Origin of the sequence: Amycolatopsis sp. A1MSW2902 (assembly GCF_017312175.1) — a bacterium.
GTDB classification, from domain to species: Bacteria; Actinomycetota; Actinomycetes; order Mycobacteriales; family Pseudonocardiaceae; genus Amycolatopsis; species Amycolatopsis nivea.
The window spans coordinates 4,788,242-4,814,543 of the sequence record NZ_QJPO01000001.1 but is presented as its reverse complement, the minus strand read 5'-3'; the positions used below and the strand labels follow the sequence as shown (position 1 = coordinate 4,814,543).

Here is a 26,302-nt window from a genome sequence, read left to right as displayed (position 1 = left end):
TTGTGAGTAGCAGGAGGACCGCGAAGGAGGTGCCGGTGGCGAACACGGACGAGCGTCGCTTCGAGGTGCTGCGCGCGATCGTCGCCGACTATGTCTCGAACCAGGAGCCGGTCGGGTCGAAGACGATCGTCGAGCGGCACAACCTGGGCGTTTCCAGTGCCACCGTGCGCAACGACATGGCCGCCCTGGAAGAAGAGGGGTACATCGCCCAGCCGCACACCAGCGCGGGCCGGATCCCGACCGACAAGGGGTACCGGCTGTTCGTCGACCGGCTTTCGGAGATCAAGCCGCTGTCGGCCGCCGAGCGGCGCGCGATCACCAGCTTCCTCGACTCCGGCACCGACCTCGACGACGTGCTGCGCCGGTCGGTCCGGCTGCTCGCGCAGCTCACCCGCCAGGTCGCGGTGGTGCAGTACCCGATGCTCACCAACACCGTGGCGCGCCACCTCGAGGTAGTCCCGCTCACGCCCGCGCGGCTCATGCTCGTGCTGATCACCGACTCCGGCCGGGTCGACCAGCGCACCGTCGACCTCGGCGACGTGGTCACCGAGGAGACCGTGCTGCGGCTGCGCACCGTGCTCAACGGCGCGCTCGCCGGGCGGCGGCTGGCCGACGCGGCGGCGAACGTGGCGGAGTTGCCCGAGGCCGCTCCGCCGGACCTGCGCGACCACCTCACCCGGATCTGCACCACACTGGTCGAATCGCTGGTCGAGCACCCGGAAGAGCGGATCGTGCTCGGCGGCACCGGCAACCTCACCCGCAACGTCGCGGACTTCCCCGGGTCGCTGCGTCAGGTGCTCGAAGCGCTCGAGGAACAGGTGGTGGTGCTGAAGCTGCTCGCCGCCGCCCGCAACCCCGGTGCGGTCACCGTGCTCATCGGTGAGGAAAATGAGGACGAGCAGATGCGCAGCACCTCGGTCGTGTCCATCGGCTACGGCCGGGACGACATGCTGCTCGGGGGGATGGGCGTCGTCGGGCCGACCAGGATGGACTACCCCGGCACGATCGCGGCGGTCCGAGCGGTCGCCAACTACGTGGGGCAGATCCTGTCCGGCCGCTGACCGGCGGCAGGCCGGGGACGTGGCGGAACACGAAGGAGAAGGCAGAGCAACGTGGCGAGGGACTACTACGGGATCCTCGGGGTGGCCAAGAACGCGAGCGATCAGGAGATCAAGCGCGCGTACCGCAAGCTGGCCCGTGAGCTGCACCCCGACGTGAACCCGTCGGAGGACGCCCAGCACCGCTTCGGCGAGGTGACCACCGCGTACGAGGTGCTCTCCGATCCGCAGAAGCGCAAGATCGTCGACCTCGGCGGCGACCCGATGGACGGGGGCGGCCGCGGCGGAGGCGGCGGCGACCCGTTCGCGGGCTTCGGCGGGCTCGGCGACATCATGGACGCCTTCTTCGGCGCCGCGGGCGGAGGCGGCGGACGGGGCCGCGGGCCGCGCAGCCGCGTGCAGCCCGGCTCCGACGCGCTGATCCGGCTCGGCCTCACCCTCGAGGAGTGCGCGACCGGCGTCGACCGCGAGATCACCGTCGACACCGCGATCGTCTGCGACCTGTGCCGCGGCGCGGGCACCGCCGAGGGCACCAGCACCAAGACCTGCGACACCTGCGGCGGGGCCGGCGAGGTCCAGTCCGTGCAGCGGTCGTTCCTCGGCCAGGTCGTCACCGCGCGCCCGTGCCCGGTGTGCCGCGGCTTCGGCGAGGTCATCCCCGACCCGTGCCGCCAGTGCGGCGGCGACGGCCGGATCCGGTCGCGGCGCGGCGTCACCGCGAAGATCCCGCCCGGCGTCGGCGACGGCATGCGGATCCGGCTGTCCGGCCAGGGCGAGGTCGGCCCCGGCGGCGGCCCGGCGGGCGACCTCTACGTCGAGATCGACGAGGCCCCGCACGAGGTGTTCGTCCGCGAGGGCAACGACCTGCACTGCAACTTCCGCATCCCGATGACCACCGCGGCGCTCGGCGCGACGGTCCCGATCGCCACCCTGGTCGACGGCGACTACGAACTCGACATCGAGCCCGGCACCCAGCCCAACACCGAACTGGTGCTCACCGGCAAGGGCATGCCGCGGCTGCGCTCGTCCGGCCGCGTCGACGGCCGCGGCGACCTGCACGTGCACATCGACGTCGTGGTGCCGACCAAGCTCGACGAGGCCCAGCGCGACCTGCTCGTCGACCTGGCCCAGCAGCGCGGCGAAGAGGTCCCGACGCTCGCCGCCAACGGCAGCAAGCACGGCGGCCTGTTCTCCAAGCTCCGCGCGAAGAACCGCTGACTGTGCCGGACACCACACTGCCGGTCTTCCTCGCCCCGGCGGTGCCCGCCGAAGGGCGGGCGCTGCTCGACGGCGAGGAAGCCCGGCACGCGGCCACCGTGCGCCGGCTGCGCGTGGGGGAGCAGCTCGTGCTCTCCGACGGCGCCGGCGCGATGGCCCGCTGCGCCGTGGACGCCGTCGAAGCGGGCCGGGCGGCCTCGGTCACGCTCACGGTTCTCGAGCGCTGGCAAGAAGAACCGCCCGCGCTGCGCGTCCACGTCGCCCAGGCCCTCGCCAAGGGCGACCGCGGGGAATTGGCCGTCGAACTGGCCACCGAAGCCGGCGCGGACGCGATCGTGCCCTGGCGCGCCGCCCGCAGCGTCGCCCGCTGGGACGACGGACCCCGCGGCGAGAAAGCCCTCGCCCGCTGGCGCGCCACCGCCCGCTCAGCGGCCAAACAAGCCCGCCGCGCCCACGTCCCCGCCGTCGCCGAACCAGTCGGCACCCGCGAGCTCGCACAGCTGGCCGCGACGATGTCCGCGACGCTCGTCCTCGAATCCGGCGTCACCAGCAAACTCGCCGACCTCGACCTCCCCGACGGCGGCGACCTCCTCCTCGTCGTCGGCCCCGAAGGCGGCATCACCGACGACGAACTCGCCGCCCTCGAACAAGCCGGAGCCACCACGGTCCGCCTCGGCCCGACCGTCCTCCGCACCTCCACCGCGGCCGCCGTCGCACTAGGCGCACTGGGCGTCCTCACCGGCCGCTGGCACTGACCGCCCGGCGCCCGCGAAACGCGGCAGAACCCCTAAACATCCGCACCAGGTGATGGCGCGCGGCAGTCCCGCCAGCTACTCTGCTTCGCAACGTGGGAACACGAGGGTTTCAGCCCGCCCCCACGCGGGCATTACCCTTGAGTACGCGAACCCATACCCCGCCGGGCACCTCCCCCCTCGGTCCGGCGGAGCCGCGGCGGCGGTGGAGCGACCCCCAGGCTCCACCGCGCCGCGGCGTCTTCGTATCGCCTGGCGGCGATCCTTCGCCGCCGCTGGTTCCGCCATTACTCCCGGGGGGCCGAGCCCCCCGGACCCCCACGGTGCGGTGGTTGCGTGGCGTGCGTTCGTCGCCTTGGCGAGTGGGGTGGTTGCGTGGCGTGCGTTCGTCGCCTTGGGGAGTGGGGGTTTGTAGGGTGTCGCGTATGAGTGATGCTGGCGCTGCGGAGACGTTGTTCGAGCGGATTATTGCTGGGGAGATTCCGGCGGATGTGGTGTATCAGGACGACGCCACGTTTGCGTTTCGGGACATCAATCCGCAGGCGCGGGTGCATGTGCTCGTGGTGCCTCGGAAGCGGTATCGGAACGTCGGGGAGTTGGCGGAGGCGGATCCGGAGTTGCTGTCCCAGGTGTTGTTGACGGCGCGGAAGGTTGCGGAGATCGAGGGGATCTCCGGCAGTGGGTATCGGGTGGTTTTCAACACTGATGCCGATGCCGGGCAGACGGTGTTTCATGTGCATGCCCATGTGCTCGGCGGGGAGCAGCTCGGGTTGTTCGGGAAGCCGCAGGCCGGGGTGCACTGAAACCGGGCTGCGAGCGGGTGTCGGGGACAAGTAGCATCTATGGGGTCCCTGTACGTCGACTTGCGAAGTGCGCAGAAAGCAGGACCGAGGCCACGTGGCCGGAACTGAGACGGGTGGAGCCGCCCGACCTGACAATCGGGTATCGGCCGAGGCACAGGTTCGATTCCCGATCCCGGAGGCGGCTCAGCTGAGCCTGCTGGGGTCCCGGGACGAGAACTTGCGGGTGGCCGAAGAACTGCTGGCTGCTGACGTGCACGTGCGCGGCAACGAGGTCACGCTGACCGGTGCCGCGGCCGATGTGGCGTTCGCGGAGCGGGTCTTCACCGAGCTGGTGCAGCTCGCCGGCGGCGGGCAGCAGGTCGGGCCGGACACGGTGCGGCGGACTGTGGGGATGCTGTCCAGCGGCGACGCGTCGCCCGCGGAGGTGCTGAGCCTCAACATCGTGTCGCGGCGCGGGAAGACCATCCGGCCCAAGACGCTGAACCAGAAGCGGTACGTCGACGCGATCGACAAGCACACGATCGTTTTCGGGATCGGGCCCGCCGGTACCGGCAAGACGTACCTCGCGATGGCGAAGGCCGTGCAGGCGTTGCAGGCCAAGCAGGTCACGCGGATCGTGCTGACGCGTCCGGCGGTCGAGGCCGGCGAGCGGCTCGGATACCTGCCGGGCACTTTGAACGAGAAGATCGACCCGTATCTGCGGCCGCTCTACGATGCGCTGCACGACATGGTCGAACCGGAGTCGATTCCGCGGCTGATGCAGGCGGGGACGATCGAAATCGCACCTCTCGCATATATGAGGGGTAGAACTCTGAATGACGCCTTCATCATCCTCGACGAGGCGCAGAACACCACGCCCGAGCAGATGAAGATGTTCCTCACCCGCCTCGGGTTCGGCGCGAAGATCGTCGTCACCGGCGACATCACCCAGATCGACCTCCCCGGCGGGCAGCGCAGCGGGCTCCGCGTCGTGCGCGACATCCTCGGCGGCGTCGAGGACCTGCACTTCGCCGAGCTCACCAGCCAGGACGTCGTCCGGCACAAACTGGTCGGCGACATCGTCGACGCGTACGAGAAGTGGCAGGCCGTGCAGGACGCGCAAGAGCAGCAGGCCGGCGGCTGGAAAGGCACCCGCCGATGAGCATCGAGATCGCCAACGAATCCGGCGTCGACGTCGACGAGGCGTCCATCGTCTCCGCCGCGCGCTACACGCTGGAGAAAATGGAGGTCAGCCCGCTCGCCGAGCTGTCCATCCTGTGCGTCACCCTCGAGGTGATGGAAGACCTCCACGAACGCTGGATGGACCTGCCCGGGCCCACCGACGTCATGGCCTTCCCGATGGACGAACTCGACTCCTCGCGCCGCCCCGACGCGCCCGACTCGTCCCCGGCGCTGCTCGGCGACATCGTGCTCTGCCCGGCGTTCGCGAAAGACCAGGCGAAAACCGCGGGCCACCGGCTGATCGACGAACTGCACCTGCTCACCGTCCACGGCTGCCTGCACCTCCTCGGCTACGACCACGCCGAACCCGCCGAGGAACGCGAGATGTTCGGGCTGCAGAAGCGGATCCTCGGCGAATTCCAGGCCGCGGTCGCCGCGCACCAGGCCCGCGACGCGCAACGCGACGTCGACGACCGCGTGCTCGGCATCGCCGGGCTCGACGCGCCGCGGCCCGGGGAAACGCCCTAGGCTCCGACGATGGGAAACCCCCCGGCACAGGTCGTCGTCGCGGTGACGCTGGTGCTGCTCGCGGGCGTGTTCGCCGCCGCGGACGCCGCGGTCGGCACGGTGTCGCAAGCCCGGGTCGACGGCCTCGTCCGCAACGGCCGCGTCGGAGCCCGCCAGCTCGCCGCGGTCGTCGCCGAACGCCGCAGGCACATCAACCTGCTGCTCCTGCTCCGACTGGCCTGCGAACTCACCGCCACGGTGCTGGTCACCGTGTCCTTCGTCGCCTGGTTCGACCGGCTGTGGCTCGCCATCCTGGTGTCCGCGGTCGTCATGGTCGTGGTCAGCTACGTCCTCATCGGCGTCGGCCCGCGCACCATCGGCCGCCAGCACCCGTACCGCGTCGGCACGATCGTCGCCGGGCCGGTCCGCGCCCTCGGCACGGTTCTCGGCCCGCTGTCGCGGCTGCTGATCGTGCTCGGCAACGCGATCACCCCCGGCCGCGGCTTCCGCGAAGGCCCGTTCACCTCCGAGGTCGAACTGCGCGAACTCGTCGACCTCGCCCAGGAACGCGGCGTCGTCGAGGACTCCGAACGCGAGATGATCCACTCGGTGTTCGAACTCGGCGACACCGTCGCCCGCGAGGTCATGGTGCCGCGCACCGAGATCGTGTGGATCGAACGCACCAAAACCGTGCGCCAGGCCCTCGCGCTCGCGCTGCGCACCGGCTTCACCCGGGTCCCGGTGATCGACGATTCGGTGGACGACATCGTCGGCGTGGTCAACATCAAAGACCTCATGCCCGAGTACATGGGCCCGGACGGGCCGAGCACGGTCGTCGGCGCGGTGATGAACCCGGCGAGCTTCGTGCCCGACTCCAAACGGCTCGACGAGCTGCTCAAGGAAATGCAGCGCACGCACAACCACATGGCGATCGCGGTGGACGAGTACGGCGGCACCGCCGGCCTGCTCACCATCGAGGACATCCTCGAGGAGATCGTCGGCGAGATCACCGACGAATCCGACGCCGACGAACGCCCCGAGGTCGAGGAGCTCGAGGACGGTTCGGTCCGCGTGTCGTCCCGGCTCGGCGTCGACGACCTCGGCGAACTGTTCGGCATCGACCTCGAAGACCACGACGTGGAGACCGTGGGCGGGCTGCTCGCCGAGCGACTGGGTAGGGTCCCGCTGCCGGGTGCCGAAGCCGAGGTCGCCGGTCTTCGGCTGTTCGCCGAAGGGGGCAAGGACCGCCGCGGCCGGATGCGCATCACCTCCGTGGTCGTCCGGCCGTCGTCGGCGCGCCCGCGCACCCGCCCGCCCCAGCCCGAAGAGCACGACAGGAGAGTCGAACATGCCTGACCTCGACGCCGAGGACCAGAAGCTGGTCACGCTGGCCCGTTCGGCCCGCGCCCGCAACGGCGCGGACGAAGGCGCCGCGGTCCGCGACACCGACGGCCGCACCTACGCCGCGACCACGGTCGACCAGCCGTCGTTCAAGCTCACCGCCGTGCAGGCCGCCGTCGCCGCCGCGCTGTCCAGCGGAGCCGAAGGCCTCGAAGCCGCCGCCGTGGTCACCGCGGACGCGCTGGTCGCCGAGGCGTCCGTGCACGCGGTCCGCGACGTGACCAAGACCGCGCCGATCATCTTCGCCGACCCGTCCGGCGCCGTCGTCGAGGTGCTGCAGTCGTGACCGAACCGCACCGTTCCGGTTTCGCCTGCTTCGTCGGCCGCCCCAACGCGGGCAAATCGACGCTCACGAACGCGCTCGTCGGCACGAAGGTCGCGATCACCTCCAGCAAGCCGCAGACCACCCGGCACGCCATCCGCGGCATCGTCCACCGCGACGACGCGCAGCTGGTGATCATCGACACCCCGGGCCTGCACCGTCCGCGCACGCTGCTCGGCCAGCGGCTCAACGACATCGTGCACGAGACCTGGTCCGAAGTGGACGTCGTCGGGTTCTGCGTGCCCGCCAACGAAAAAGTCGGCCCCGGCGACCGGTTCATCGCCGCCGAGCTGAAGAAGATCGCCCGGCGCACCCCGGTGATCGGCATCGTCACCAAGACCGACCTCGTGAAGCCGGAGCAGGTCGCCGAGCAGCTGGTCGCGCTGCAAGAGGTGATGGAGTTCGCCGACCTCGTGCCGGTGTCCGCCGTCGACGGTTTCCAGGTGCAGACGGTCGCCGACCTGCTGGTGCAGCGGCTGCCCGAAGGCCCGCAGCTGTACCCGGGCGGCGAGCTCACCGACGAGCCCGAGCAGACCCTCGTCGCCGAGCTGATCCGCGAAGCCGCGCTCGAAGGCGTCCGCGACGAACTGCCGCACTCCATCGCGGTGACCGTCGAGGAAATGCTGCCGCGCGAGGACCGCGACGACCTCATCGACATCCACGCGCTGCTGTACGTGGAACGCCCCAGCCAGAAGGGGATCATCCTCGGGCACAAGGGCGAACGGCTGCGCGAGGTCGGCGCGACCGCGCGCAAGCACATCGAGCGGCTGCTGGGCACGAAGGTGTACCTCGACCTGCACATCAAGGTCGCCAAGGATTGGCAGCGGGACCCGAAGCAGCTCCGCAGGCTGGGTTTCTGACCGGTTGTGGCCGTGCCCGGCGGCGCGGGCGGGTAACGTCGAGCCGAACCGCATCCGATTTGTCCAGGGGGACCGCATGACCGGCCCGTATCCGCCGCAGGGCCCGTACCCGCCGTCGTACGGTTACCCGCCGCAGTATCCGCCGCCGCCGGACAGCAACCTGGTGTGGGCGATCCTGGCGACGGTGTTCTGCTGTCTCCCGCTGGGGATCGTCGCGATCGTCAAGGCCAGCCAGGTGAACACCTTGTGGTACCAGGGATACGCGGCCGAAGCGCACCGCGCGGCGGACGAGGCGCGCAAGTGGGCGATGTGGTCGGCGCTCAGCATCGCCATCCTGATCGGGCTGTACGTGCTCGTCGCGATCATCGTGCTGGCGGTGGCCGGGAACGTGCTCTGGTGGCATTGAGCACCGTCTACACCGGACAGCCGGCGCGCGGAACCCGTGCGGTGGCAAGGGCTCTCGCGGGCCCGGCGGCCGCGGCGGGCGGCATCGGCCTCGCCTGCGTCGCGGTGTGGTTCGGCGATCCGACCACGCCCGGCGGCCCGCTTCCGGTGTGCCCGACCAAGCTGCTTTTCGGGATCGACTGCCCCGGCTGCGGCGGGCTCCGGATGGCCTACAGCGTGCTGCACGGCGATTTTTCCGCGGCACTGCACTACAACGCGGTAGCGCTGGTGTTCGCCGCGCTCTTCGCGTGGAGCGGTCTCGCCTGGACGATGGGACGCCTGCGCGGCCGGACGATGCGGTCCTGGCTGCACTGGCGCTGGACGCCGCACGTCGTCGCGGTCGTGTTCGTCCTGTGGTTCGTGGCGCGCAACGTTCCGTTCTCGCCGTTCACCGGCCTGTACGTCTGAGTTAGCCCCGTTTTCACTGTGCCTGGAACGGCTCCGGCGGCAGTGCCGTCTCACGCGTCACCCGATGCGGACACCTGCTCGGCCCGGCCTCGCCAGACGAGGTACGCTCCCGCGCACTGACGTGTCCACAGCGGACGCGGCCAGGCCCAGCTTGCTGCAACGAGGGGGACACTCGATGACCTATCCCTACGGTCAGTCCGGCGGACCGCCGTTCGGCGCGCCGCCGGGACAGCAGGCACCGGGGTACCCCCAGCCCGCCGGCTTCGGCCAGCCGTACGGCCGGGTCTACGCGGACTGGGGCCAGCGCGCCGGCGCCTATCTCATCGACTTCGCCCCGCTTCTCGGCGGGGTGCTGATCGCCCTGCTCGTGTCGCTGTTCTCCGGCGTCGGGGGCACGATCGTCTACCTCCTCGCGATTCTCGGCAGTCTCGCCTGGACGGTCTTCAACCGCTGGATCAACGGCGGCAACACCGGCCAGTCGCTGGGAAAGCGGATAGTCGGGATCAAACTCGTCAGCGAGGCCACCGGCGAACCGATCGGGGCCGGGATGGCGTTCGTCCGCGACCTCGCGCACGCGCTGGACAGCATGGCGTTCGCGCTCGGCTACCTGTGGCCGCTGTGGGACGACAAGGCGCAGACGTTCTCGGACAAGATCCTCAGCACCGTGGTGCTGCCCGCCGGTTCAGAGCCTTCGGGCGCGGCTGGTTTCGGGCAGGGCGGTTTCGGGCAGCCGGGCGGGTTTTCCGGCCAGCCAGGCGGGTTCGGTCAGCCGGGTCAGCCCGGCGGGTTCGGCCAGCCCGGCGGTTTTCCCGGTCAGCCGGGAGGTTTCCCGGGCACCGCGCCGCAGCCTGGTTTCGGGCAGCCCGCCTCGGGCGGCTTCCCCGCGCAGCCGGCGCCGAACGCCGGTTTTCCCGCCGCACCGCCCGGATTCGGGGCCCCGCAGCCGGGATTCGGTCAGCCGCCGGTCCCGGGAACCCCGCCGCAGCAAGGATTCGGCCAGCCGCAGCCCGCGTTCGGGCAGCCGGGCCAGCCGCAGCCGGGATTCGGGCAGCCGTCCGCGGGAGCGCCGCAGCCGGGCCCCACGCCGTTCGACCAGCCCGAGCCGACCCAGGTCGTGCGCCCGCCCGCGCCCCAGCAACCACCGTCCGAAGCGTTCGGCGCCGCTGAGCGCACCCAGGTCGTGCATCCGGCAGGCGAGCCGGAGGCGACGCAGATGATCAAGCCGGAATCGCCGAAGCCCGGTCCGGCCCAGTCCTGATCCGCACCGGATCACGGTAAGTACGAGGAACTCGGGGGAACCCAGATGACCAATCCCTACGGCCAGCCCCAGCAGCCCTACGGAGGCCAGCCGCAGCAGCCCTACGGCCAGCAGCCGTACCCGCAGTCCGGTGCGACGCCGGCGCAGCCGTACCCGCAGCAGCCCTACGGCCAGCCCGCCCCGTACGGCCAGCCCGCTTTCGGCGGCGCGCCCGGCGGCGACCTGAGCGCCATCAAGGACTACAAGGGCTGGGCGATCGGCTGCATCTTCCTGATGTGGATCCTCGCGATCTTCGCGATCATGAAGTCGAACGAAGTCCAGTCGTACAAGATGCAGGGCAACTACGCGATGGCCCAGCAGGCGTCGCAGACGACGAAGACCCTGTGCCTCATCGCCACCATCATCGGGGCGCTCGCCTGGGTCGTCGCGATCATCATGATCATCGTCGGCCTCGTGGCCGCGTCCGAGGTGCACAGCTACTACTGCACCGGCAGCTACTGCTGAACCAGGGTGTCCCGCCCCGGCGTCGCCCCCGAAGTGGGACGATGTCGGGGTGGTGAACCTCTACCGCGACACCGGGGTGGTGCTGCGCACGCACAAGCTGGGCGAGGCCGACCGGATCGTCACCCTGCTCACGAGGCGGCACGGCAAGGTCCGGGCCGTCGCGAAGGGCGTGCGGCGCACGTCGTCGCGGTTCGGGGCGCGGCTGGAGCCGTTCGGGCACGTGGACGTGCAGTTCTATCCCGGCCGGTCGCTCGACGTCATCACCCAGGTCGAGACCGTCGACGCGTTCGCGCTGCCGCTGGTGGCCGACTACCAGCGCTACACCGCGGCGTCGGCGATCGCGGAAACCGCGGACCGGCTCTCGGCCGAAGAGGGCGAGCCGGTCATGAAGCTGTACCTGCTGGTCGTGGGCGCGCTGCGGGCGCTGGCCGGCGGGCAGCGGGACGCGTCGCTGGTGCTCGACGCGTTCTTCCTCCGCGCCATGGCCTACGCGGGCTGGGCCCCGGCGATCACCGAATGCGCCCGCTGCGGCCTGCCCGGCCCGCACGCCGCGTTCAACGTCGCCGCGGGCGGCTCGATGTGCCCGGACTGCCGGATCGCCGGTTCGGTGCATCCCGCGCCCGAGGTGCTGACCCTGCTGGACGCGCTGCTGCAGGGGGAGTGGGCGGTCGCGGAATCGTCGCCGGGAATCACCCGCCGGGACGCGTCCGGCCTGGTCGCGGCGCATCTGCAGTGGCATCTGGAACGGCAGCTGCGGTCGCTCCCGCTCGTGGAGCGGCGTGCCCGGGAGGCCGCCGGGCCGGGCCCAGTAGGGTCGGCCGGGTAGGAAATCCATTCTTCAGGAGGCCGGGAGTGCTGCGCAGGGGACGGGAGACCCGCTCGGCGGGGTACGAGCTGCGGGCTCCGGATCCGCATCCCTCGGGCGCGAAGCCGCCGGAGATCCCGGCGGACCTGGTGCCGAAGCACGTCGCGCTCGTCATGGACGGCAACGGCCGCTGGGCCAACCAGCGCGGCCTGCCGCGGATCGAGGGCCACAAACGCGGCGAGGCCGTGATGATCGACGTCGCGAGCGGCGCGGTCGAACTCGGCGTGAAGTGGCTTTCGGTGTACGCCTTCTCGACGGAGAACTGGAAGCGCAGCCCCGAGGAAGTCCGGTTCCTCATGGGCTTCAACCGCGACACCATCCGCCGCCAGGTCGACTACCTCGGCTCGATCGGCGTGCGCATCCGGTGGGCCGGGCGGCGGCCGAAGCTGTGGGCGAGCGTGATCAAGGAACTGCAGGTCGCCGAAGAGAAGACCAAGAACAACACCAAGCTCAACATGACCATGTGCGTCAACTACGGCGGCCGGGCCGAACTGGGCGACGCGATGCGCCGGATCGGCCAGGACGTCGCGGCGGGCAGGATCAACCCGGACAAGATCGACGAGCGCACCATCGGGAAGTACCTGTACCAGCCGGAAATGCCGGACGTGGACCTGTTCCTCCGGCCGTCCGGGGAGCAGCGGACGTCGAACTTCCTGCTGTGGCAGTCGGCGTACGCGGAGATGGTCTACCAGGACACGCTGTTCCCGGACTTCGACCGGACCCACCTGTGGCAGGCGTGCCTCGACTTCGCGAAACGCGACCGCCGGTTCGGCGGCGCGGTGGACCAGGCAGGGAGCACGAAATGAGCACCGCGGAAGCCGCCGAGACCGGCGCACTGCTCACCCGGGCGCGCGAAGCACTGGAACGCTACCTGGAGGTCCACGTCGACGACGACGGCGCGATCACGTTCTCCCACGCGGACGTCCCGTGCGTCATCCAGGCCACCCGCCTCGCCGACGGCCTCACGGTGCTCAGCCTGACCTGCGTAGTGGCCTGGGACCTGCCCGACGACCCAGCTCTGGCGGTAGCCGTCGCCGAACGGGCCGGGCAGGGCCTGTTCGGGACCTTGGGCGTGGGCCACACGGAGCGCGGGGTGGACGTGACCCTGCGGTACGCCTTCCCGGCTGAGGGGATGGATCCTTCGCCGCTGGGGACGCTGCTGATGCTGGTGGTTTCGACTGCTTCGCAGCTGCGGACGGAGTTGCCTGGGGTGGAGGCCTGAGCCGGGTTTCGGCTGGGGTTGCGGTTTTCGCTTCGCTGCTGCTGTGGCGTCGGTCTGCGCGGTCTGGTGGCGGGTTGGCTGCCTGATTGGCTTCGCGCTTCCGCGGGTGTCGCTGCTGCCTGGGCTCTTGGTGAAATTCCCTTGGCCACACCACGTTTCGCGCCCTGCCTCGCCCGGACGGAACTCGCTGGCGCCTCGCCCGCACGTGCTTGTGCTGCATCACGGATCTCCTTAGCCGGGCCGAACTTCGCGCCTTGACCAGTTCGCCGTTGGCAGGTGCCCTGCTTGGCTTCCGCGTTCGCAGCCACTCCGCTATCCGTCTCGGCTGGGGTCGCGCGCCGGGCTGGAGTTCTGCCGTCTGTTCGGTGTGCGGCTTCGCTGCTCTTCTCTGCAGGCTGCTGCGCCACTCGTCCCGGCTTGGGCTGCGCTGCGTGCGAGCAATGCCGTTTGCGCAGTGTGCCGCTTCGCCGCCACGCTCGTCCGTCCTGGCTGTTGCGCTACTCGTCTTTGGTGTGGTTTGTGAGCTGGGTGCGGAGCCTTGCCCCTTGCTCGGAGGGCGGTTCACCGACAAGCACTTCGGTTCACGCAGTTCCGCCATTGGGTCGCACGCTTGACTGCACCTCTGTCGCCTGTCCGGTGTGCGGCTTCGCTGCCAAGCTTTCCTGTCCAGGCCACTCCGCTACTCGTCCCGGCTTGGGTTGCGTGCGGAGCCCCGCCACCCGCCCGGTGCGCCGCTTCGCTGCCAAGCCCTTCCGTCCAAGCCCCCCGCCCCGACCCCGCTCTCTCTCACCGCCCGCCCGGTGCGCCGCTTCGCTGCCAAGCCCTTCCGTCCAAGCCTCCCCGCCCCGACCCCGCCATCCCCGCACCGCCGCCCGTTTCCGCCCCTTCCTCCCTCCCAATCGGGTGACATTCACGCAAAACCGGCGCGAGGGGTCCCCTCGCACCACCGGCGGCTGGGGTTCTGTCGGACCCGGCTGGCATCATCGCCTTCGTGGAAACCCTTTCCAACAACGCCGCCGAGGAACGCCCTCGCACGCGGCGCTTCCGGATCAGCTCCATCGAGATCCTGTGCGCCGTCCTGCTGGTCGCGGTCCTGGCGCAAAGCAAGCTCCAAGACCTCTTCGACGTGCCCGCCCTGCGCACCGGATCCACCGTCTTCGTCGCGGTGTGCGTGCAGGCGCTGCCGTTCCTCGTGCTCGGCGTACTGATCAGCGGTGCGATCGCCGCCTTCGTGCCCGCCCGCGCGCTGGAGCGGGTGCTGCCGAAGAAAGCGTCGGCGGCGGTCGGCGTCGCCGGGCTGGCCGGAGTCGCCTTGCCCGGCTGCGAATGCGCGTCGGTTCCCGTCGCGCGCCGGTTGATCGGCCAAGGCGTCGCACCCGCCGCCGCGCTCACCTTCCTGCTCGCCGCGCCCGCGGTGAACCCCGTCGTGCTGGTGGCCACCGCGGTCGCGTTCCCCGGCCGTCCGGAAATGGTGTTCGCGCGGTTCGCCGGCTCGCTCGCCACCGCGATGGTGATGGGCTGGATCTGGGCCCGCTGGGGCAAGCTCTCCTGGATCACCGAACGGGCGCTGCGCCGCTTGCCCGATGTCGAATCGGGACAGCGATGGCGCGTATTCGCCGAAACCGCCCGCACCGACCTCGTGGAAGCAGGCGGATTCCTCGTCCTCGGCGCGCTGATTTCCGCTTCGCTCAACGTTCTCGTGCCTGCGAAGTGGTTTGAAGTGTTGTCCGGGCAGATCATCGTCGGCGTCGTGGTGATGGCGGTCCTAGCCGTGGTCCTCGCGTTGTGCAGTGAGGCCGACGCATTCGTCGCCGCGTCGCTCACCGCCGTGCCGTTGCTGCCGAAGTTGGTGTTCCTGGTGGTCGGCCCGGCCATCGACGTCAAGCTTTTCGCTTTGCAGACTGGCACTTTCGGCCGTTCCTTCGCCGCACGGTTCGCTCCGGTCACCTTCGTGGTGGCGATCGCGTGCGGGACCGTCGCGGGCGTGATCTTCCTCGGAGGCGTCCAATGAGGCGCGAAACCCAAAACGTCCTGCTGATCCTCCTGGGCGGCGCCCTGGTGAAGATCGCGCTCAACGGCGACTACCTGCGCTACGTAAAACCAGCCCAGCAACCATGGATCATCGCGGGCGGCGCAGTGATGCTCGTGCTGGGCGCGACAGCCATTATCCGCGACATCGCAGCCGCACGCGCCGCGGCGAAAGCAGCGAACGAATCCGAAGCAGGCACGGAACATCCAGACGCGCACGGCCACCACCATCACCCCGCGCGCTCAGCCTGGCTGCTCGTCGTCCCGGTACTGGCGGTGTTCCTGGTAGCCCCGCCCGCACTCGGCGCGGATTCGGTCACCCGCACCGAAGCACGCCTTCCCGCCAGCGCCGCGACCACCTCGGCAGCCGCGTTCCCGCCGCTCCCCGCCGGAGCAGTGGTGCCGATGGCGATGAACGAGGTCGTCACGCGCGCGGGCTGGGACGCCAACGGCACCATGAACGGACGCACCGTCGAGATCTCCGGCTTCGTCGTGCACACCGGAGGCCAAACCCTGTTGGCCCGCTTGGTAATCAGCTGCTGCGCAGCCGACGCGGCCCCCGTCACCGTGCACCTCAAAGGCGGCGGAGCCGACCGCTTCCCGAGCGACACCTGGCTGCGCGTCGCGGGCCAGATCGTCCCGGGCACCGCGACCCAGGCCAACGGCTACACGCCGGACCTGGTCCCGGTGACAGTCGAACGGATCACCGCGCCGAAGGATCCGTATGAATACTGAGAGGACCAACGCCGCCGACACGCCCGCCGCACCCGCCTCGGAACGCGGACCGCCGCCTCGGCCCGCCCGGTGCACCTGAGTTTCTTCGGCTGATCCCCGGAGCGTCCTGCTCGTGCGCTGTTTCAAGCCCGCCGCTTGACCAGCTCTCGAACGGACCCCGTCCACGGTCGGCCCGAGTTCCTCAGAGTTGCGAAACCCCGCGGCCCGACGGCCTCGCAGCGGCTCCGCTTGCCGGAAGCCTGCTCCGACCCCTGGACGCCCGCGTCTCCGCCCAGCCCGGAGCGATTCCGCCGCCGGACACCGGTCGGGTCGCCTGCCCGACGGGCCTGGCCGACGAGGGCTACGACGCGAACGTGGGTCACGTGCGGACGAGCCCCGACGCCGATAAGGGCCGAGACGCGAGCGTGGGCCACGCTGCAGACGAGGGCTGTGATGCCGACGAGGGCCGCGACGCGAGCGTAGGTCACGACACGGACGACGCCCGCGGTGCCGACGAGGGCCGTGACGCGGACGAAGGTCAGCTCGCGTGCTCGGCGCAGGTGCCGGTGATCTCCACGGTGTGGCTGATGTCGGTGAACCCGTGGTCCGCGGCGATCTTCTCCGCCCAGCGCTCCACCGCGGGACCCTCGACCTCAACCGTGCGCCCGCACACCCGGCACACCAGGTGATGGTGGTGGTGCGACGAGCACCGACGGTAGATGGCCTCGCCGGAGTCGGTGCGCAGCACGTCGATCTCGCCCGCCTCGGAGAGCGACTGCAGCGTCCGGTAGACGGTGGTCAGGCCGATGCCGTCGCCGCGCTTGCGGAGTTCGTCGTGGAGCTCCTGGGCCGAGCGGAAGTCGTCGACGGTGCTCAGCAGGTCGACCACCGCCGCACGCTGCTTCGTGGAGCGCCGGCCGGGCACCGGGACCGGTTTGGGGGCCGAGGACATCGTCACTTCCCTTCCTGCACGTGGGCGACCGCGTCGACGACGATGTGCGCCAAGTGGTCGTCCACCAGCCGGTAGACGACCTCGCGGCCGCGCCGCTCGCCCTGGACCACGCCCGCGGTCTTGAGAACGCGGAGGTGCTGGCTGATCAACGGCTGGGCGACGTCGAGTTCGTCCACGAGCTCGTGCACGCACCGGTCCGCCTCCCGCAACTGCAGCACGATAGCGATCCGCACCGGAGCGGCGAGCGCCCGGAGCAGTTCGCCGGCGTCGGCGAGCACGCCGGGAGGCATGACCGCAGGCCCGGAACTGGCGGGCCGCCCCGCCGAGCCGCCTGCGTCGACGGGATGCGGCGGGTCCGCGGACAGTTCTGCCTGACCGTCGGCGGCGGCCTCGTCCGCAGAAGTCGCGGGGTTCTCGGTTGCGCTCGGAGCTGGAGCGGCAGAACTGTCTGCCTCGATGTGGTCTGCGGCAACGTTCTTCACTGAGGCCTCGGCGTTCCTGGTCGTCGTCGGTCCCGGGGTGTCGGAGTCGCCCACAGCCGGGCTGTGGTGTTCTGCGAATGCCTCGGTCGTGGCGGAGTGCGGAGCTGCGGCGGTCGTCTCGTCCGCGGCTGCGTGGGCTGCTGAGGCCTCACCGCCGCCGGTCGATGCCGACGCTGGGGCGGCTGAGTCTGCAGCAGTCGCTTCTGCCGGGCCGGAGTGGTTCGCGGCCGAGGTCGCCGCAGTCGCGCCTGCGGCAGCCGAGCCCGCGGCAACCGAACCCGCCGAACCCGGAGACCCGGCCCCCATACCGTCGGACAGGGCGCTCGAAGGTGCCGACGTCATCGCTGCCTCCACTCGCGTCCCGCGTCCGCTCCGTCTCGCCGCGTCCCAGGGCCGGGCGCCGACCAGGGGACGGCGTTTCCGAAGCCGGATGTCATTGCCGATAACCTTCGCCGCCATCGTAGTGTTCCCTTCCCCGGGCGCGGTGATCGCCGGGGCCCGGGGGACCGGCGTTCCGGATTGACCCGATCGGGTGAGTTCGTGAAGATGTGGCTTGTCGGCTTCGCAAGTCGTGACGAACGGTGCAAGGTTGTCTCGGGGGCGATTCGTCGCGTCTCGTACAGTGGCGCATCGCTCGGGGTTGCCGGAGGGCAGTGGGGAGACATGACTCGTTTCGTGACGAAGGCCGCGGTGGCGGCCCTGGTGGCACTGCCGGCGCTGGCCTCGGCCGCCGCGGCGCAGACCCAGGCCGGGCAGGCCGTCGACGAGAAGACCGGTCCGGTGTCGTTCGCCAACGTGGCGTCCGTGCGCCTGGGCGGCGACCCGCAGCACGGCGGCGCGCTGATCACCGAGACCCAGCGGTCCCCGCTCACCCCGGGCCAGTCGCAGCTCGGCACGGACCGCGTGGCGGTGCCGAAGAACGACGGCGAGCGCAATACCTTCGGCCCGAACTACGAGATCGACCTCGGCAAGTACGCGGACAGCTCGGTCAGCCCGTACCCGCAGGGCATCGCGAGCCGCGACCACCAGGTCGTCGCCGCGCTGCAGACCACGCACGTGCCCACCGCCGTCGCGGAGACCAACTACGCGCTGCGCGACAACGGCCGCAAGCAGCTCAAGGCGGTCGGCAACACGATGCTGGTCCTCGAGGGCGCGCGCAGTTCGGTCGACTGCTCCGGCCCTGGCAAGGTCACTGGCACCACGACGGCCGCCCGCGTCTGGGTGCGCGGCGAGGACGACGTGCTGAAGCAGGTCGCGATGCCCGCCACCGGGGCACTCAGCGTCACCGGCCTCAAGATGGGCTCGCCCACCTCCGTGGCACAGAGCGACCCCGGCAAGACCACCTCCGACCTCGTCGTGTCCCGCGTTTCCGCGTTCGACCAGCTGATCAAGCAGGACGGCTGGCGCTCCGGCGACGTCACCGCGCAGGCCGGCTGGCGCGTCGAGATCACCACGCACGCGCGCGACGCCAAGAACACCAAGCTCAGCGACGTGCAGACCACCATGGTGCTCGGCGGCGTCAGCTGCTCGATCCCGAAGAACTTCGTCCCCGCGGCCGGCAACGGCTCGGGCAGCGGCGGCACCGTGCAGCAGCCGACCGTGCCCACCGAGGTCCCGGCCGGCTACCTCGGCCCGCAGGCCGCCGCGCCGTCCGACGACCTGCGCCTGCCGCTCGGCTTCGGCCTGCTCGGCGGCGGGCTGCTCTTCGGAGCCGCCGCGATCGTGCTCGGCCGGCGCCGCGCGGCGCGGGTCGTCCGCTCCCGCGGCGAATAGGGCCGTGCCGCGCACCGTGCTCACGGTCGCGTCGGCGGTGATCGCCGTCCTGGCGATCGCGGCCGGCGTGATCGTCCTGACCTGGGTGCCCGCGCCGAGCCCGGTCGCCGTCGCCGACCCGCCGCCCGGCTCGCTGCCGGGCGAGGACGGCGCGCCCGCCGAACTGCCCGCGGACGGCCAGGCGATCGGCCTGCAACGCCCCGGCAGCATCCGGCTGCCCGACGGCTCCGAGGCCCGGCTGAAGCGCACCGAGATCACCCAGAAAGGCATCCTGCCGATCCCGCGCGGCCTCGGCGACGCCGCGTGGTGGGGCGCCCGTCTCGGCGCGCAGCAGGGCGCGGCGGTGCTGTCCGGCCACGTCAACTGGGCCGGTACGAAGGGTCCCTTCGAGGACCTGTGGCGCGTCCGCACCGGCGACAACGTCAGCATCGTCGACGCGTCCGGCGGCCGCTGGCTCTACCGCGTCACCGGCGCCACCACGATCCCGAAAGAACAGCTGCCCGCGCAGGCCCCCGGCTGGTTCGCCCAGACCGGCCCGCACCGGCTGGTCCTGGTCACCTGCGGCGGCGACTACATCGGCGGCACCGAGGGTTACGACGAGAACCGGATCGTCACAGCGGACCTGGTCTCCCGGCCGGACTGAGCCGCCAGACCTGCGGGACCACCTGGCCGAGCTTCAGCGACCCCGCCCCGTCCAGCACGCCACGACTGCGCCGCCACCGCACCGCCAGACCTGCGGGACCGGCTGGCCGAGCTTCAGCGACCCCGGTCCGCCCCGCCCCGCCCCGCCCAGCACGCCGCGACCGCGGCGCCGCCGTCCCGCCAGCACGCTGCAGCCGCGCCGCCACCGCCCCACCAGCACGCTGCGGCCGCGCCGCGACTGCGCCGCCCAGCACGCCACGACCGCCGCGCGTGACGGGTCCCCTCATCCACGACCGCCCGCGAGCACCAAGATCGCGAACGCATCCGCCGTCCCGGCGAAAATCCGTGCAACCTCATCCCCGCCCCACCGCATGTCTCCCCAGAGAAACCTCCAGACCAGGGGAGCACGATGCAGGGGACACAGGCACAGCCAGCACGCAAACGCGGCGCGGTGATCGTCGTGAGCGCGGTCGTCGCGGTGGCGGCGGTCGTCGCCGCCGTGCTGATCTTCTTTACCGGCAACGACAATTCGGCGCAGCCGCCGCAGCAGACCGGCACCGCGCAGGTCGGTGCCGGCCAGCCCGGAAACAGCCAGGCAGGCAACACCCAGCCGGACCCCGGACAGACCCCAGGCACCGTCAAGCTGCCCGGCGGCGGGCAGGCGAAGCTGATCGCCGAGGAGGTCGGCGCGGACGGCGCGCTGCCGATCTCGAAGAGCCTCGGCGAAGCGGCCTGGTGGGGGTCCGGCCTCGGCGCCGCGCAAGGCGTCACGCTGCTGTCCGGGCACGTCAACTGGGCGGGCAAGTTCGGGCCGTTCCAGGAGCTCTGGAAGATGAAGGCGGGCCAGGTCGTCACCGTCGCCGACACCGCGGGCAAGCAGTGGGAGTACAAGATCGACGAGGTGCGCACGATCCACAAATCGGACCTGGCCGCCGAATCCGCGAAGCTCTTCGACCCCGACGGCCCGCACCGGCTGGTGCTCGTCACGTGCGGCGGCGACTACGTGGGCGGCCAGGAGGGCTACGACGACAACCGGGTCGTGACAGCCTCGCCGGTCACCCGTTCGTGACCTCCGACCTGCGCGGAGGCTCCCGGGACCGGCCGGATACGCTGGACCTTCCGATAACTGTCCCCGCATGCGTCCGGAGCGTGGAGTGCCCGCCAACAAAATCGAAACCGTCGTCAGTCTGTGCAAGCACCGTGGCTTCGTCTTCCCGTCGGGAGACATCTACGGCGGCACCAGGTCGGCGTGGGACTACGGGCCGCTCGGCGTTGAGCTGAAGGACAACATCAAGCGCCAGTGGTGGAAGACCGTCGTGCAGAGCCGCGAGGACGTGGTCGGCATCGACTCGTCGGTGATCCTGCCGCGCCAGGTCTGGGTCGCCTCGGGCCACGTGAACGTGTTCACCGACCCGCTGATCGAGTGCCTCTCGTGCCACAAGCGATTCCGGGCCGACCAGCTCGCCGAGGACTTCGAGGCGCGCACCGGCAAGACCACCACCGAGGACGACCTGTCCGAGGTGCCGTGCCCGAACTGCGGCACCCGCGGCAAGTACACCGAGCCGCGCGACTTCAACATGATGCTGAAGACGCACCTCGGCCCGGTCGAGACGGAGGAAGGCCTCGCGTACCTCCGCCCGGAGACCGCGCAGGGCATCTTCGTCAACTTCCTCAACGTGCAGAAGGCCTCGCGCAAGAAGCCGCCGTTCGGCATCGGCCAGATCGGCAAGTCCTTCCGCAACGAGATCACGCCGGGCAACTTCATCTTCCGCACGCGCGAGTTCGAGCAGATGGAGATGGAGTTCTTCGTCGAGCCGGGCGACGACGAGCAGTGGCACCAGTACTGGATCGACGCGCGCACCGACTGGTACAAGGACCTCGGCATCAAGGCCGAGAACCTGCGCCACTTCGAGCACCCGAAGGAAAAGCTCTCGCACTACGCGAAGCGCACCGTCGACATCGAATACCGGTTCGCGTTCAACGCCGGCCAGGAGTGGGGCGAGCTGGAAGGCATCGCCAACCGCACCGACTTCGACCTGACCACGCACTCGAACCACTCGGGCGTGGACCTGTCGTTCTTCGACCAGGCCTCGGGCCAGCGCTACCGGCCGTTCGTGATCGAGCCGGCCGCGGGCGTGGGCCGGTCGATGATGGCGTTCCTGGTCGACGCGTACGACGAGGAAGAGGTGCCGAACGCCAAGGGCGGCACCGACAAGCGCACCGTGCTGCACCTCGACCCGCGGCTCGCGCCGTTCAAGGCCGCGGTGCTGCCGCTGTCGCGCAACGCCGACCTGTCGCCGAAGGCACGCGACCTGGCCGCGCGGCTGCGCAAGCACTGGAACGTCGACTTCGACGACGCCCAGGCGATCGGCCGCCGCTACCGCCGCCAGGACGAGATCGGCACGCCGTACTGCGTCACGGTCGACTTCGACACACTCGAGGACAACGCGGTGACCATCCGCGAGCGCGACAGCATGAAGCAGGAGCGCATTTCGATCGACCAGGTCGAGTCGTACCTGGCCGGTCGCCTGCTCGGCTGCTGACCGCCGCGCAACCGTCCCGGACGGCCCCTTCCCGCACCCGCAGGGAGGGGCCGTTTGGCGTTTGCCCCCCGGCGCCCCTGACACCTGTCACGGTCGGGTCGTGACGCTCGGCCTGCGTACCGGCCGCCCGTGCGCGGCAGGCTTCATGCCATGGACAACACACAGGAAATCGCGGCGGGGGCGGCGATCCGGCTGGGCGGGATCGCCAAGCGCTACGGGGACGTGCGCGCGGTCAGCCACGTCGACCTGACCATCGCGCCTGGGGAAGTGGTGGCGCTGCTCGGGCCCAACGGGGCGGGCAAATCGACCACCGTCGACATGATTCTGGGGCTCACGAAACCCGACCAGGGCACCGTTTCGGTGTTCGGCCGGACGCCCGCCGACGCGGTGCGCGCGGGGATGATCGGCGCGATGCTGCAGGGCGGCACGTTGCTGGACGACCTGACCGTGCGGGAAACCGTCGGTCTCGTCGCGAAACTGCAACGCCGTCCGATGCCGGTGCGGGACGCGCTGCGTGCCGCCGGGGTCGAGGACATCGCCGATCGGCGGGCCAACAAGCTTTCCGGCGGGCAGAAGCAGCGGGTGCGCTTCGCGGTCGCGCTGGTGTCGAATCCGGATCTGCTCGTGCTGGACGAGCCGACCGCGGCGATGGACGTCGGCAGCAGGCGCGAGTTCTGGAAGTCGATGTACTCGTTCACCGACACCGGCCGCACCGTGCTGTTCGCGACCCATTACCTGGAAGAGGCCGAGGAATTCGCCGACCGGGTCGTGCTGATGCGGGCCGGGGAGATCGTCGCCGACGGGTCCGTCGCGGAGGTCCGCGCGCTCGCGGGCGGGCGCACCATCCGCGCGGTGCTGCCGGCCGGGGTCGACGACCAGCTGGTTTCGACGCTGCCCGCAGTCACCTCCTTCGAACTGCGCGGCGAGCGCGTCGCACTGTCCAGTTCGGACTCCGACACCACCTTGCGCGCGCTCCTCGCCGCGGTTCCGGCCGTGCGCGACATCGAGGTCGGCGCGGTCGGCCTCGAAGGCGCGTTCCTTTCCCTGACCTCCGACGAAACGGAAGAAGCAGTCCGATGAATCCCGCCTACCTGGTCGTCGAAACCCGCAGGCTGTTCCGCTCGCCGCGGTTCCTGATCTTCGTCGTCGCCTTCCCCGTCATCATGTTTCTCTTGCAGGCCACGGTGTTCACCGACAAATCCGCGGCGGACCACGTCGCGGTCGCGGGCGTGCTCATGGTCAACATGATGACCTTCGGCGCCTTCGCCGCGGCCATCACGAACGGTGCCCGGCTCGCCATCGAACGGGCGGGCGGCTGGCAGCGGCAACTCCGGCTAACTCCGCTGTCCGGCGCGGGCTACCTGGGCGGCAAAGCGCTGTCCGGGATGCTCGCCGGACTGCCCGCGCTGATCCTGGTGCCGGTCATCGCCGCCTTCTCCCAGGGCGTGCACCTCGACCCGGCGGGCTGGCTGCGGGTCTTCCTCGGCATTTTCCTGGGCACCATTCCGCTGGTGCTGCTCGGACTGCTGCTGGGCCAGTTTGGCACGCCGGAGTCGATGCAGCCGATCAGCATGATCGTCACCCTCGGCGTCGGCTTCCTCGGCGGGCTCTGGATCCCATTGGAGGGCATGCCGTCCTGGATGCACGACGTCGCGCAGCTCATGCCGACCTACTGGGTCCTCGGGCTGGTGCGGCCGGTCGTCGCGAACCAGCTGCTCGTGAGCCTGCCGACGGCGATCGGCGTGCTGGGCGCCTGGACGCTCGTGCTCGGGATTGTCGTGGTCAGGCGATACCGTAAGGACAGTGCCCGGGTTTGACCGGGCGGGGAGGGGAGAACGACGTGTGGCCGCTGGGACGGGAGGTGACGACCGGCGAGCCCGCCGCGCACCGGTTCGGGCTCAACGCCCGGTCGTCCTGGTGGGAAGACCCGCTGCCGGACCCGGGGCGCGGTCCGCACAAGGTCGGCTGGCCGCTCTTCTCCGCGGCGTTCCTGCTGCCGTTCCTGATCCCGGCCACCCGGGGCCTGATCGTGGACCCCGGGCCGCTGGGGATCCGGATCCTGCTCGGCGTGCTGCTCTACGCCTACGCGGCTTGTTACGCCTGGTTTCCCGCGATGTTCCGCCAGCCCCGGCGGGCGAAGCTCTGGTTCGGCGCGGGCATGCTGGCGCTGGGCCTGGTGTGCGCGCTGGTCACCGACGCCAGCCCGTACGTCGTGCTCTACGCGACCGCGACGCTGGCCTTCCTGTTCCCGGCCGCCTGGTCGGTGATCTTCAACGGGACGGCGCTGGGACTGCTGGTGCTCGTCCTGTGGCTGCGCGGGGATCTGTCCGAGCACCTCTCCGACGTCATCACGGTCGCCTCGGTGACGTCGGCGATGTTCTTCATGTCCAACCTGATCCGGGTGATCCGCAGGCTGGAGCTGGCGAACCAGGAGATCGGCACGCTCGCGGTCGCCAACGAACGCGAGCGGGTCGCCCGCGATCTGCACGATCTGCTCGGGCACAGCCTCACCACGATCACCGTCAAGTCCGGCCTGGCGCGGCGGGTGCTGGAAAGCTCCGGCGACATCGACCGGGCGGTGCAGGAGATCCGCGAGGTCGAGGGGCTCACGCGCTCGGCGCTGTCGGACGTGCGGGCGACGGTGTCGGAGTATCGCGAGGTGTCGCTGCCCGCGGAGATCGCCGGGGCGCGGGCGGCGTTGCGCGCGGCGGAGGTGGACGCCGACCTGCCGCACGCCGTCGACAACGTCCGGGCTGAATTGCAGAGCACGTTCGGTTACGTGCTGCGTGAGGCGATCACCAACGTGCTGCGGCATTCCGGGGCGAAACAGGTGAGAGTGCGGCTGGGGCGCGACTGGCTGGAGGTCGAGGACAACGGCCGCGCGACGGGCGATGTCGTGCCGGGCAACGGACTGCGCGGATTGTCCGAACGGGTGGCCGCGATCGGGGGCACGGTGACGGCGCGGGTGCGGCCCGGGGGAGGATGGGTCGTCCGGGCCGAGGTCCCGGAGCCGAGCCCGGACGGATCCGCCGTCGCGGTGCGGGCCGAACCCGCTGGAGGACTGGCGTGATCCGGGTGCTGCTGGCCGACGACCAGGCGATGGTGCGCGGAGCGCTGGCCACCGTGCTCGGCCTGGAAGCCGACATCGAGGTGGTGGCCCAGGTCGGCACCGGCGACGAGGTGGTGGCCGCCGCGAAGGAAACGGTGCCGGACGTCGCGCTGCTCGACGTGCAGATGCCCGGCATGGACGGCCTCACCGCCGCGGCCGAGCTGAAGACCGCGCTGCCGGCGTGCCGGGTGATCATCTGCACCACCTTCGGCCGCCCCGGCTACCTGGCCAGGGCGATGGCCGCGGGCGCGGCTGGGTTCGTGGTGAAGGACGCGCCGCCGGAACAGCTCGTCGAGGCGGTGCGCCGGGTCCACAGTGGACTGCGCGTGGTCGATCCGGCGCTGGCCGCGGAATCGCTCGCGACGGGAACCAGTCCGCTGACCGCGCGGGAACGCGACGTGCTCAGCGCGGCCAAGGACGGCAGTACGGTCGCGGACATCGCGAAGTCTCTTTTCCTGTCCGACGGAACTGTGCGCAACCACCTGTCGTCGGCGATCGGGAAGACGGGTGCGCGGACGCGCGCGGAGGCGGTGCGGCTCTCGGAGGAACGCGGCTGGCTTTAAACCTCGATCTGACATCGGGGTGCCTTTCCAGTGCCGGGCAGCGCCTCTGCGAGGATGGCCGCCATGGAGGCGTGGACAGGTCCTACTGCGGGAAACTGGGTGCGCCGCATCGTTTTCGGTGCGGTGCTGGCCCTCGTCGCGGTCATCGGGGGCACCGCGTTCCGCGTGTGGCAGGTCGCGCGCGAGAACGACCGGACGCCGGCCGACGCGATCGTCGTGCTGGGCGCGGCTCAGTACAACGGCAAGCCCTCGGAGATCTTCACCGCGCGGCTGGAGAAGGCGCGGCAGCTTTACGCCGACGGCGTCTCGAAGACTGTCATCACTGCCGGGGGCAAGAAGACCCGCGACAACTACACCGAGGCGACCGCGGGAGCGCGCTGGCTCACCAAACACGGCGTGCCGGAAGCCGCGACGCTTCCGGTCGGCGAGGGCAACGACACCCTGCGCAGCCTCCGCGCGGTCGCCGATCAGGTGAAAGCGCGCGGCTGGCGTTCGGTGGTGCTGGTGAGCGATCCGTGGCATTCCTACCGGTCGCGGACGATGTCCGAGGACCTCGGGCTGGAGGCGTGGACCGCGCCGACGCACAGCGGGCCGATCGTGCAGGAGCGCTCGACGCAGGTCCGCTACATCTTCCGGGAAACCGGCGCGCTGCTGTTCTACGAGCTGACCAAGTCGCCCGCCGACGACCTGTTCGGCACGACGATGGGCTGAAT

At 70.7% G+C, this 26,302-nt stretch carries 29 protein-coding genes; 27 read left to right on the top strand and 2 right to left on the bottom strand.

Annotated features, from left to right (window positions below):
• Nucleotides 1–35: 35 nt before the first annotated feature.
• The 18 genes from hrcA to DMP23_RS21885 all read left to right on the top strand — a co-directional run bounded on the left by hrcA (nt 36) and on the right by DMP23_RS21885 (nt 15,546).
• On the top strand, nt 36–1,061 hold the full coding sequence (gene hrcA, locus DMP23_RS21970; RefSeq protein ID WP_134733033.1) for a heat-inducible transcriptional repressor HrcA: 1,026 nt from the start codon (nt 36–38) through the stop codon (nt 1,059–1,061).
• Nucleotides 1,062–1,112: 51 nt separating this feature from the next.
• Entirely contained in the window at nt 1,113–2,276 is a 1,164-nt protein-coding gene (gene dnaJ, locus DMP23_RS21965) for a molecular chaperone DnaJ (protein WP_037813614.1), read from the top strand.
• Between the two features lie 2 nt (nt 2,277–2,278).
• Entirely contained in the window at nt 2,279–3,031 is a 753-nt protein-coding gene (locus DMP23_RS21960) for a 16S rRNA (uracil(1498)-N(3))-methyltransferase (protein ID WP_337822370.1), read from the top strand.
• 422 nt (nt 3,032–3,453) lie between these two features.
• Nucleotides 3,454–3,831 (top strand): histidine triad nucleotide-binding protein, encoded by a 378-nt coding sequence (locus tag DMP23_RS21955; RefSeq protein ID WP_275294379.1) that lies wholly within the window; start codon nt 3,454–3,456, stop codon nt 3,829–3,831.
• Between the two features lie 94 nt (nt 3,832–3,925).
• Nucleotides 3,926–4,972, top strand: coding sequence for a PhoH family protein (locus DMP23_RS21950; RefSeq protein ID WP_037813601.1), 1,047 nt, complete (start codon nt 3,926–3,928; stop codon nt 4,970–4,972).
• On the top strand, nt 4,969–5,520 hold the full coding sequence (gene ybeY / locus DMP23_RS21945) for an rRNA maturation RNase YbeY (protein WP_043837412.1): 552 nt from the start codon (nt 4,969–4,971) through the stop codon (nt 5,518–5,520). Before DMP23_RS21950 ends, ybeY begins: the two co-directional genes overlap by 4 nt.
• 9 nt (nt 5,521–5,529) lie before the next feature.
• Nucleotides 5,530–6,855: a hemolysin family protein gene (locus DMP23_RS21940; protein WP_337822369.1), complete on the top strand. Its 1,326-nt coding sequence runs from the start codon at nt 5,530–5,532 to the stop codon at nt 6,853–6,855.
• On the top strand, nt 6,848–7,186 hold the full coding sequence (locus DMP23_RS21935) for a hypothetical protein (RefSeq protein WP_043837413.1): 339 nt from the start codon (nt 6,848–6,850) through the stop codon (nt 7,184–7,186). The genes DMP23_RS21940 and DMP23_RS21935 overlap by 8 nt, the downstream gene beginning before the upstream one ends.
• A complete protein-coding gene (gene era / locus DMP23_RS21930) occupies nt 7,183–8,082 on the top strand; it encodes a GTPase Era (RefSeq protein WP_037813591.1) in 900 nt (299 codons plus the stop codon). Before DMP23_RS21935 ends, era begins: the two co-directional genes overlap by 4 nt.
• A gap of 76 nt (nt 8,083–8,158) precedes the next feature.
• Nucleotides 8,159–8,488, top strand: a complete 330-nt coding sequence (locus tag DMP23_RS21925; protein ID WP_043837415.1) for a CD225/dispanin family protein — start codon at nt 8,159–8,161, stop codon at nt 8,486–8,488.
• A complete protein-coding gene (locus DMP23_RS21920; RefSeq protein ID WP_162473062.1) occupies nt 8,479–8,934 on the top strand; it encodes a DUF2752 domain-containing protein in 456 nt (151 codons plus the stop codon). Before DMP23_RS21925 ends, DMP23_RS21920 begins: the two co-directional genes overlap by 10 nt.
• A gap of 175 nt (nt 8,935–9,109) precedes the next feature.
• Nucleotides 9,110–10,192 carry an RDD family protein gene (locus tag DMP23_RS21915; protein WP_337822368.1) on the top strand — a complete coding sequence of 361 codons (1,083 nt, stop codon included), beginning with the start codon at nt 9,110–9,112 and terminating at the stop codon, nt 10,190–10,192.
• Between the two features lie 45 nt (nt 10,193–10,237).
• Nucleotides 10,238–10,696 carry a CD225/dispanin family protein gene (locus DMP23_RS21910; protein WP_238605214.1) on the top strand — a complete coding sequence of 153 codons (459 nt, stop codon included), beginning with the start codon at nt 10,238–10,240 and terminating at the stop codon, nt 10,694–10,696.
• Between the two features lie 49 nt (nt 10,697–10,745).
• Nucleotides 10,746–11,522: a DNA repair protein RecO gene (recO, locus tag DMP23_RS21905; RefSeq protein ID WP_037813585.1), complete on the top strand. Its 777-nt coding sequence runs from the start codon at nt 10,746–10,748 to the stop codon at nt 11,520–11,522.
• Between the two features lie 26 nt (nt 11,523–11,548).
• A complete protein-coding gene (locus DMP23_RS21900; RefSeq protein WP_337822367.1) occupies nt 11,549–12,367 on the top strand; it encodes an isoprenyl transferase in 819 nt (272 codons plus the stop codon).
• Nucleotides 12,364–12,783, top strand: a complete 420-nt coding sequence (locus DMP23_RS21895) for a YbjN domain-containing protein (RefSeq protein ID WP_037813576.1) — start codon at nt 12,364–12,366, stop codon at nt 12,781–12,783. Before DMP23_RS21900 ends, DMP23_RS21895 begins: the two co-directional genes overlap by 4 nt.
• Nucleotides 12,784–13,774: 991 nt before the next feature.
• Nucleotides 13,775–14,794, top strand: a complete 1,020-nt coding sequence (locus DMP23_RS21890; protein WP_167754346.1) for a permease — start codon at nt 13,775–13,777, stop codon at nt 14,792–14,794.
• Nucleotides 14,791–15,546: a TIGR03943 family putative permease subunit gene (locus DMP23_RS21885; RefSeq protein ID WP_337822366.1), complete on the top strand. Its 756-nt coding sequence runs from the start codon at nt 14,791–14,793 to the stop codon at nt 15,544–15,546. Before DMP23_RS21890 ends, DMP23_RS21885 begins: the two co-directional genes overlap by 4 nt.
• 517 nt (nt 15,547–16,063) lie before the next feature.
• On the opposite strand, the gene DMP23_RS21880 is transcribed toward DMP23_RS21885, so the two are convergent.
• Nucleotides 16,064–16,477, bottom strand: a complete 414-nt coding sequence (locus tag DMP23_RS21880; protein ID WP_162473063.1) for a Fur family transcriptional regulator — start codon at nt 16,475–16,477, stop codon at nt 16,064–16,066.
• A 2-nt stretch (nt 16,478–16,479) separates the two neighbouring features.
• On the bottom strand, nt 16,480–16,842 hold the full coding sequence (locus DMP23_RS21875) for an ArsR/SmtB family transcription factor (protein ID WP_337824431.1): 363 nt from the start codon (nt 16,840–16,842) through the stop codon (nt 16,480–16,482).
• Between the two features lie 780 nt (nt 16,843–17,622).
• Between DMP23_RS21875 and DMP23_RS21870 the strand changes: the two genes are divergently transcribed.
• The 9 genes from DMP23_RS21870 (at nt 17,623) to DMP23_RS21830 (ending at nt 26,300) form a co-directional block, all read left to right on the top strand.
• Nucleotides 17,623–18,732: a hypothetical protein gene (locus tag DMP23_RS21870; RefSeq protein ID WP_337822365.1), complete on the top strand. Its 1,110-nt coding sequence runs from the start codon at nt 17,623–17,625 to the stop codon at nt 18,730–18,732.
• A gap of 4 nt (nt 18,733–18,736) precedes the next feature.
• Nucleotides 18,737–19,375 carry a class F sortase gene (locus DMP23_RS21865; RefSeq protein ID WP_337822364.1) on the top strand — a complete coding sequence of 213 codons (639 nt, stop codon included), beginning with the start codon at nt 18,737–18,739 and terminating at the stop codon, nt 19,373–19,375.
• Nucleotides 19,376–19,783: 408 nt separating this feature from the next.
• A complete protein-coding gene (locus DMP23_RS21860; RefSeq protein WP_337822363.1) occupies nt 19,784–20,443 on the top strand; it encodes a class F sortase in 660 nt (219 codons plus the stop codon).
• 85 nt (nt 20,444–20,528) lie between these two features.
• Nucleotides 20,529–21,917, top strand: a complete 1,389-nt coding sequence (locus DMP23_RS21855) for a glycine--tRNA ligase (RefSeq protein ID WP_037813558.1) — start codon at nt 20,529–20,531, stop codon at nt 21,915–21,917.
• A gap of 150 nt (nt 21,918–22,067) precedes the next feature.
• Nucleotides 22,068–22,997, top strand: coding sequence for an ABC transporter ATP-binding protein (locus tag DMP23_RS21850; RefSeq protein ID WP_337822362.1), 930 nt, complete (start codon nt 22,068–22,070; stop codon nt 22,995–22,997).
• Complete coding sequence (locus tag DMP23_RS21845) at nt 22,994–23,734, top strand: ABC transporter permease (protein ID WP_337822361.1); 741 nt, start codon at nt 22,994–22,996, stop codon at nt 23,732–23,734. Before DMP23_RS21850 ends, DMP23_RS21845 begins: the two co-directional genes overlap by 4 nt.
• 23 nt (nt 23,735–23,757) lie before the next feature.
• Nucleotides 23,758–24,987, top strand: coding sequence for a sensor histidine kinase (locus DMP23_RS21840; RefSeq protein ID WP_337822360.1), 1,230 nt, complete (start codon nt 23,758–23,760; stop codon nt 24,985–24,987).
• A complete protein-coding gene (locus DMP23_RS21835) occupies nt 24,984–25,589 on the top strand; it encodes a response regulator transcription factor (RefSeq protein WP_337822359.1) in 606 nt (201 codons plus the stop codon). Before DMP23_RS21840 ends, DMP23_RS21835 begins: the two co-directional genes overlap by 4 nt.
• 63 nt (nt 25,590–25,652) lie before the next feature.
• Nucleotides 25,653–26,300, top strand: a complete 648-nt coding sequence (locus tag DMP23_RS21830; protein ID WP_106961477.1) for a YdcF family protein — start codon at nt 25,653–25,655, stop codon at nt 26,298–26,300.
• Nucleotides 26,301–26,302: the final 2 nt, after the last annotated feature.

Coding starts and splice junctions, on each gene's coding strand:
- DMP23_RS21955 (WP_275294379.1), top strand. CDS start 3,454: ATGAGTGATGCTGGCGCTGCGGAGACGTTGTTCGAGCGGATTATTGCT.
- DMP23_RS21895 (WP_037813576.1), top strand. CDS start 12,364: ATGAGCACCGCGGAAGCCGCCGAGACCGGCGCACTGCTCACCCGGGCG.
- DMP23_RS21860 (WP_337822363.1), top strand. CDS start 19,784: ATGCAGGGGACACAGGCACAGCCAGCACGCAAACGCGGCGCGGTGATC.
- DMP23_RS21880 (WP_162473063.1), bottom strand. CDS start 16,477: ATGTCCTCGGCCCCCAAACCGGTCCCGGTGCCCGGCCGGCGCTCCACG.
- DMP23_RS21830 (WP_106961477.1), top strand. CDS start 25,653: ATGGAGGCGTGGACAGGTCCTACTGCGGGAAACTGGGTGCGCCGCATC.
- DMP23_RS21940 (WP_337822369.1), top strand. CDS start 5,530: ATGGGAAACCCCCCGGCACAGGTCGTCGTCGCGGTGACGCTGGTGCTG.
- DMP23_RS21870 (WP_337822365.1), top strand. CDS start 17,623: ATGACTCGTTTCGTGACGAAGGCCGCGGTGGCGGCCCTGGTGGCACTG.
- DMP23_RS21885 (WP_337822366.1), top strand. CDS start 14,791: ATGAGGCGCGAAACCCAAAACGTCCTGCTGATCCTCCTGGGCGGCGCC.
- DMP23_RS21915 (WP_337822368.1), top strand. CDS start 9,110: ATGACCTATCCCTACGGTCAGTCCGGCGGACCGCCGTTCGGCGCGCCG.
- DMP23_RS21910 (WP_238605214.1), top strand. CDS start 10,238: ATGACCAATCCCTACGGCCAGCCCCAGCAGCCCTACGGAGGCCAGCCG.
- ybeY (WP_043837412.1), top strand. CDS start 4,969: ATGAGCATCGAGATCGCCAACGAATCCGGCGTCGACGTCGACGAGGCG.
- DMP23_RS21935 (WP_043837413.1), top strand. CDS start 6,848: ATGCCTGACCTCGACGCCGAGGACCAGAAGCTGGTCACGCTGGCCCGT.
- DMP23_RS21850 (WP_337822362.1), top strand. CDS start 22,068: ATGGACAACACACAGGAAATCGCGGCGGGGGCGGCGATCCGGCTGGGC.
- DMP23_RS21925 (WP_043837415.1), top strand. CDS start 8,159: ATGACCGGCCCGTATCCGCCGCAGGGCCCGTACCCGCCGTCGTACGGT.
- DMP23_RS21845 (WP_337822361.1), top strand. CDS start 22,994: ATGAATCCCGCCTACCTGGTCGTCGAAACCCGCAGGCTGTTCCGCTCG.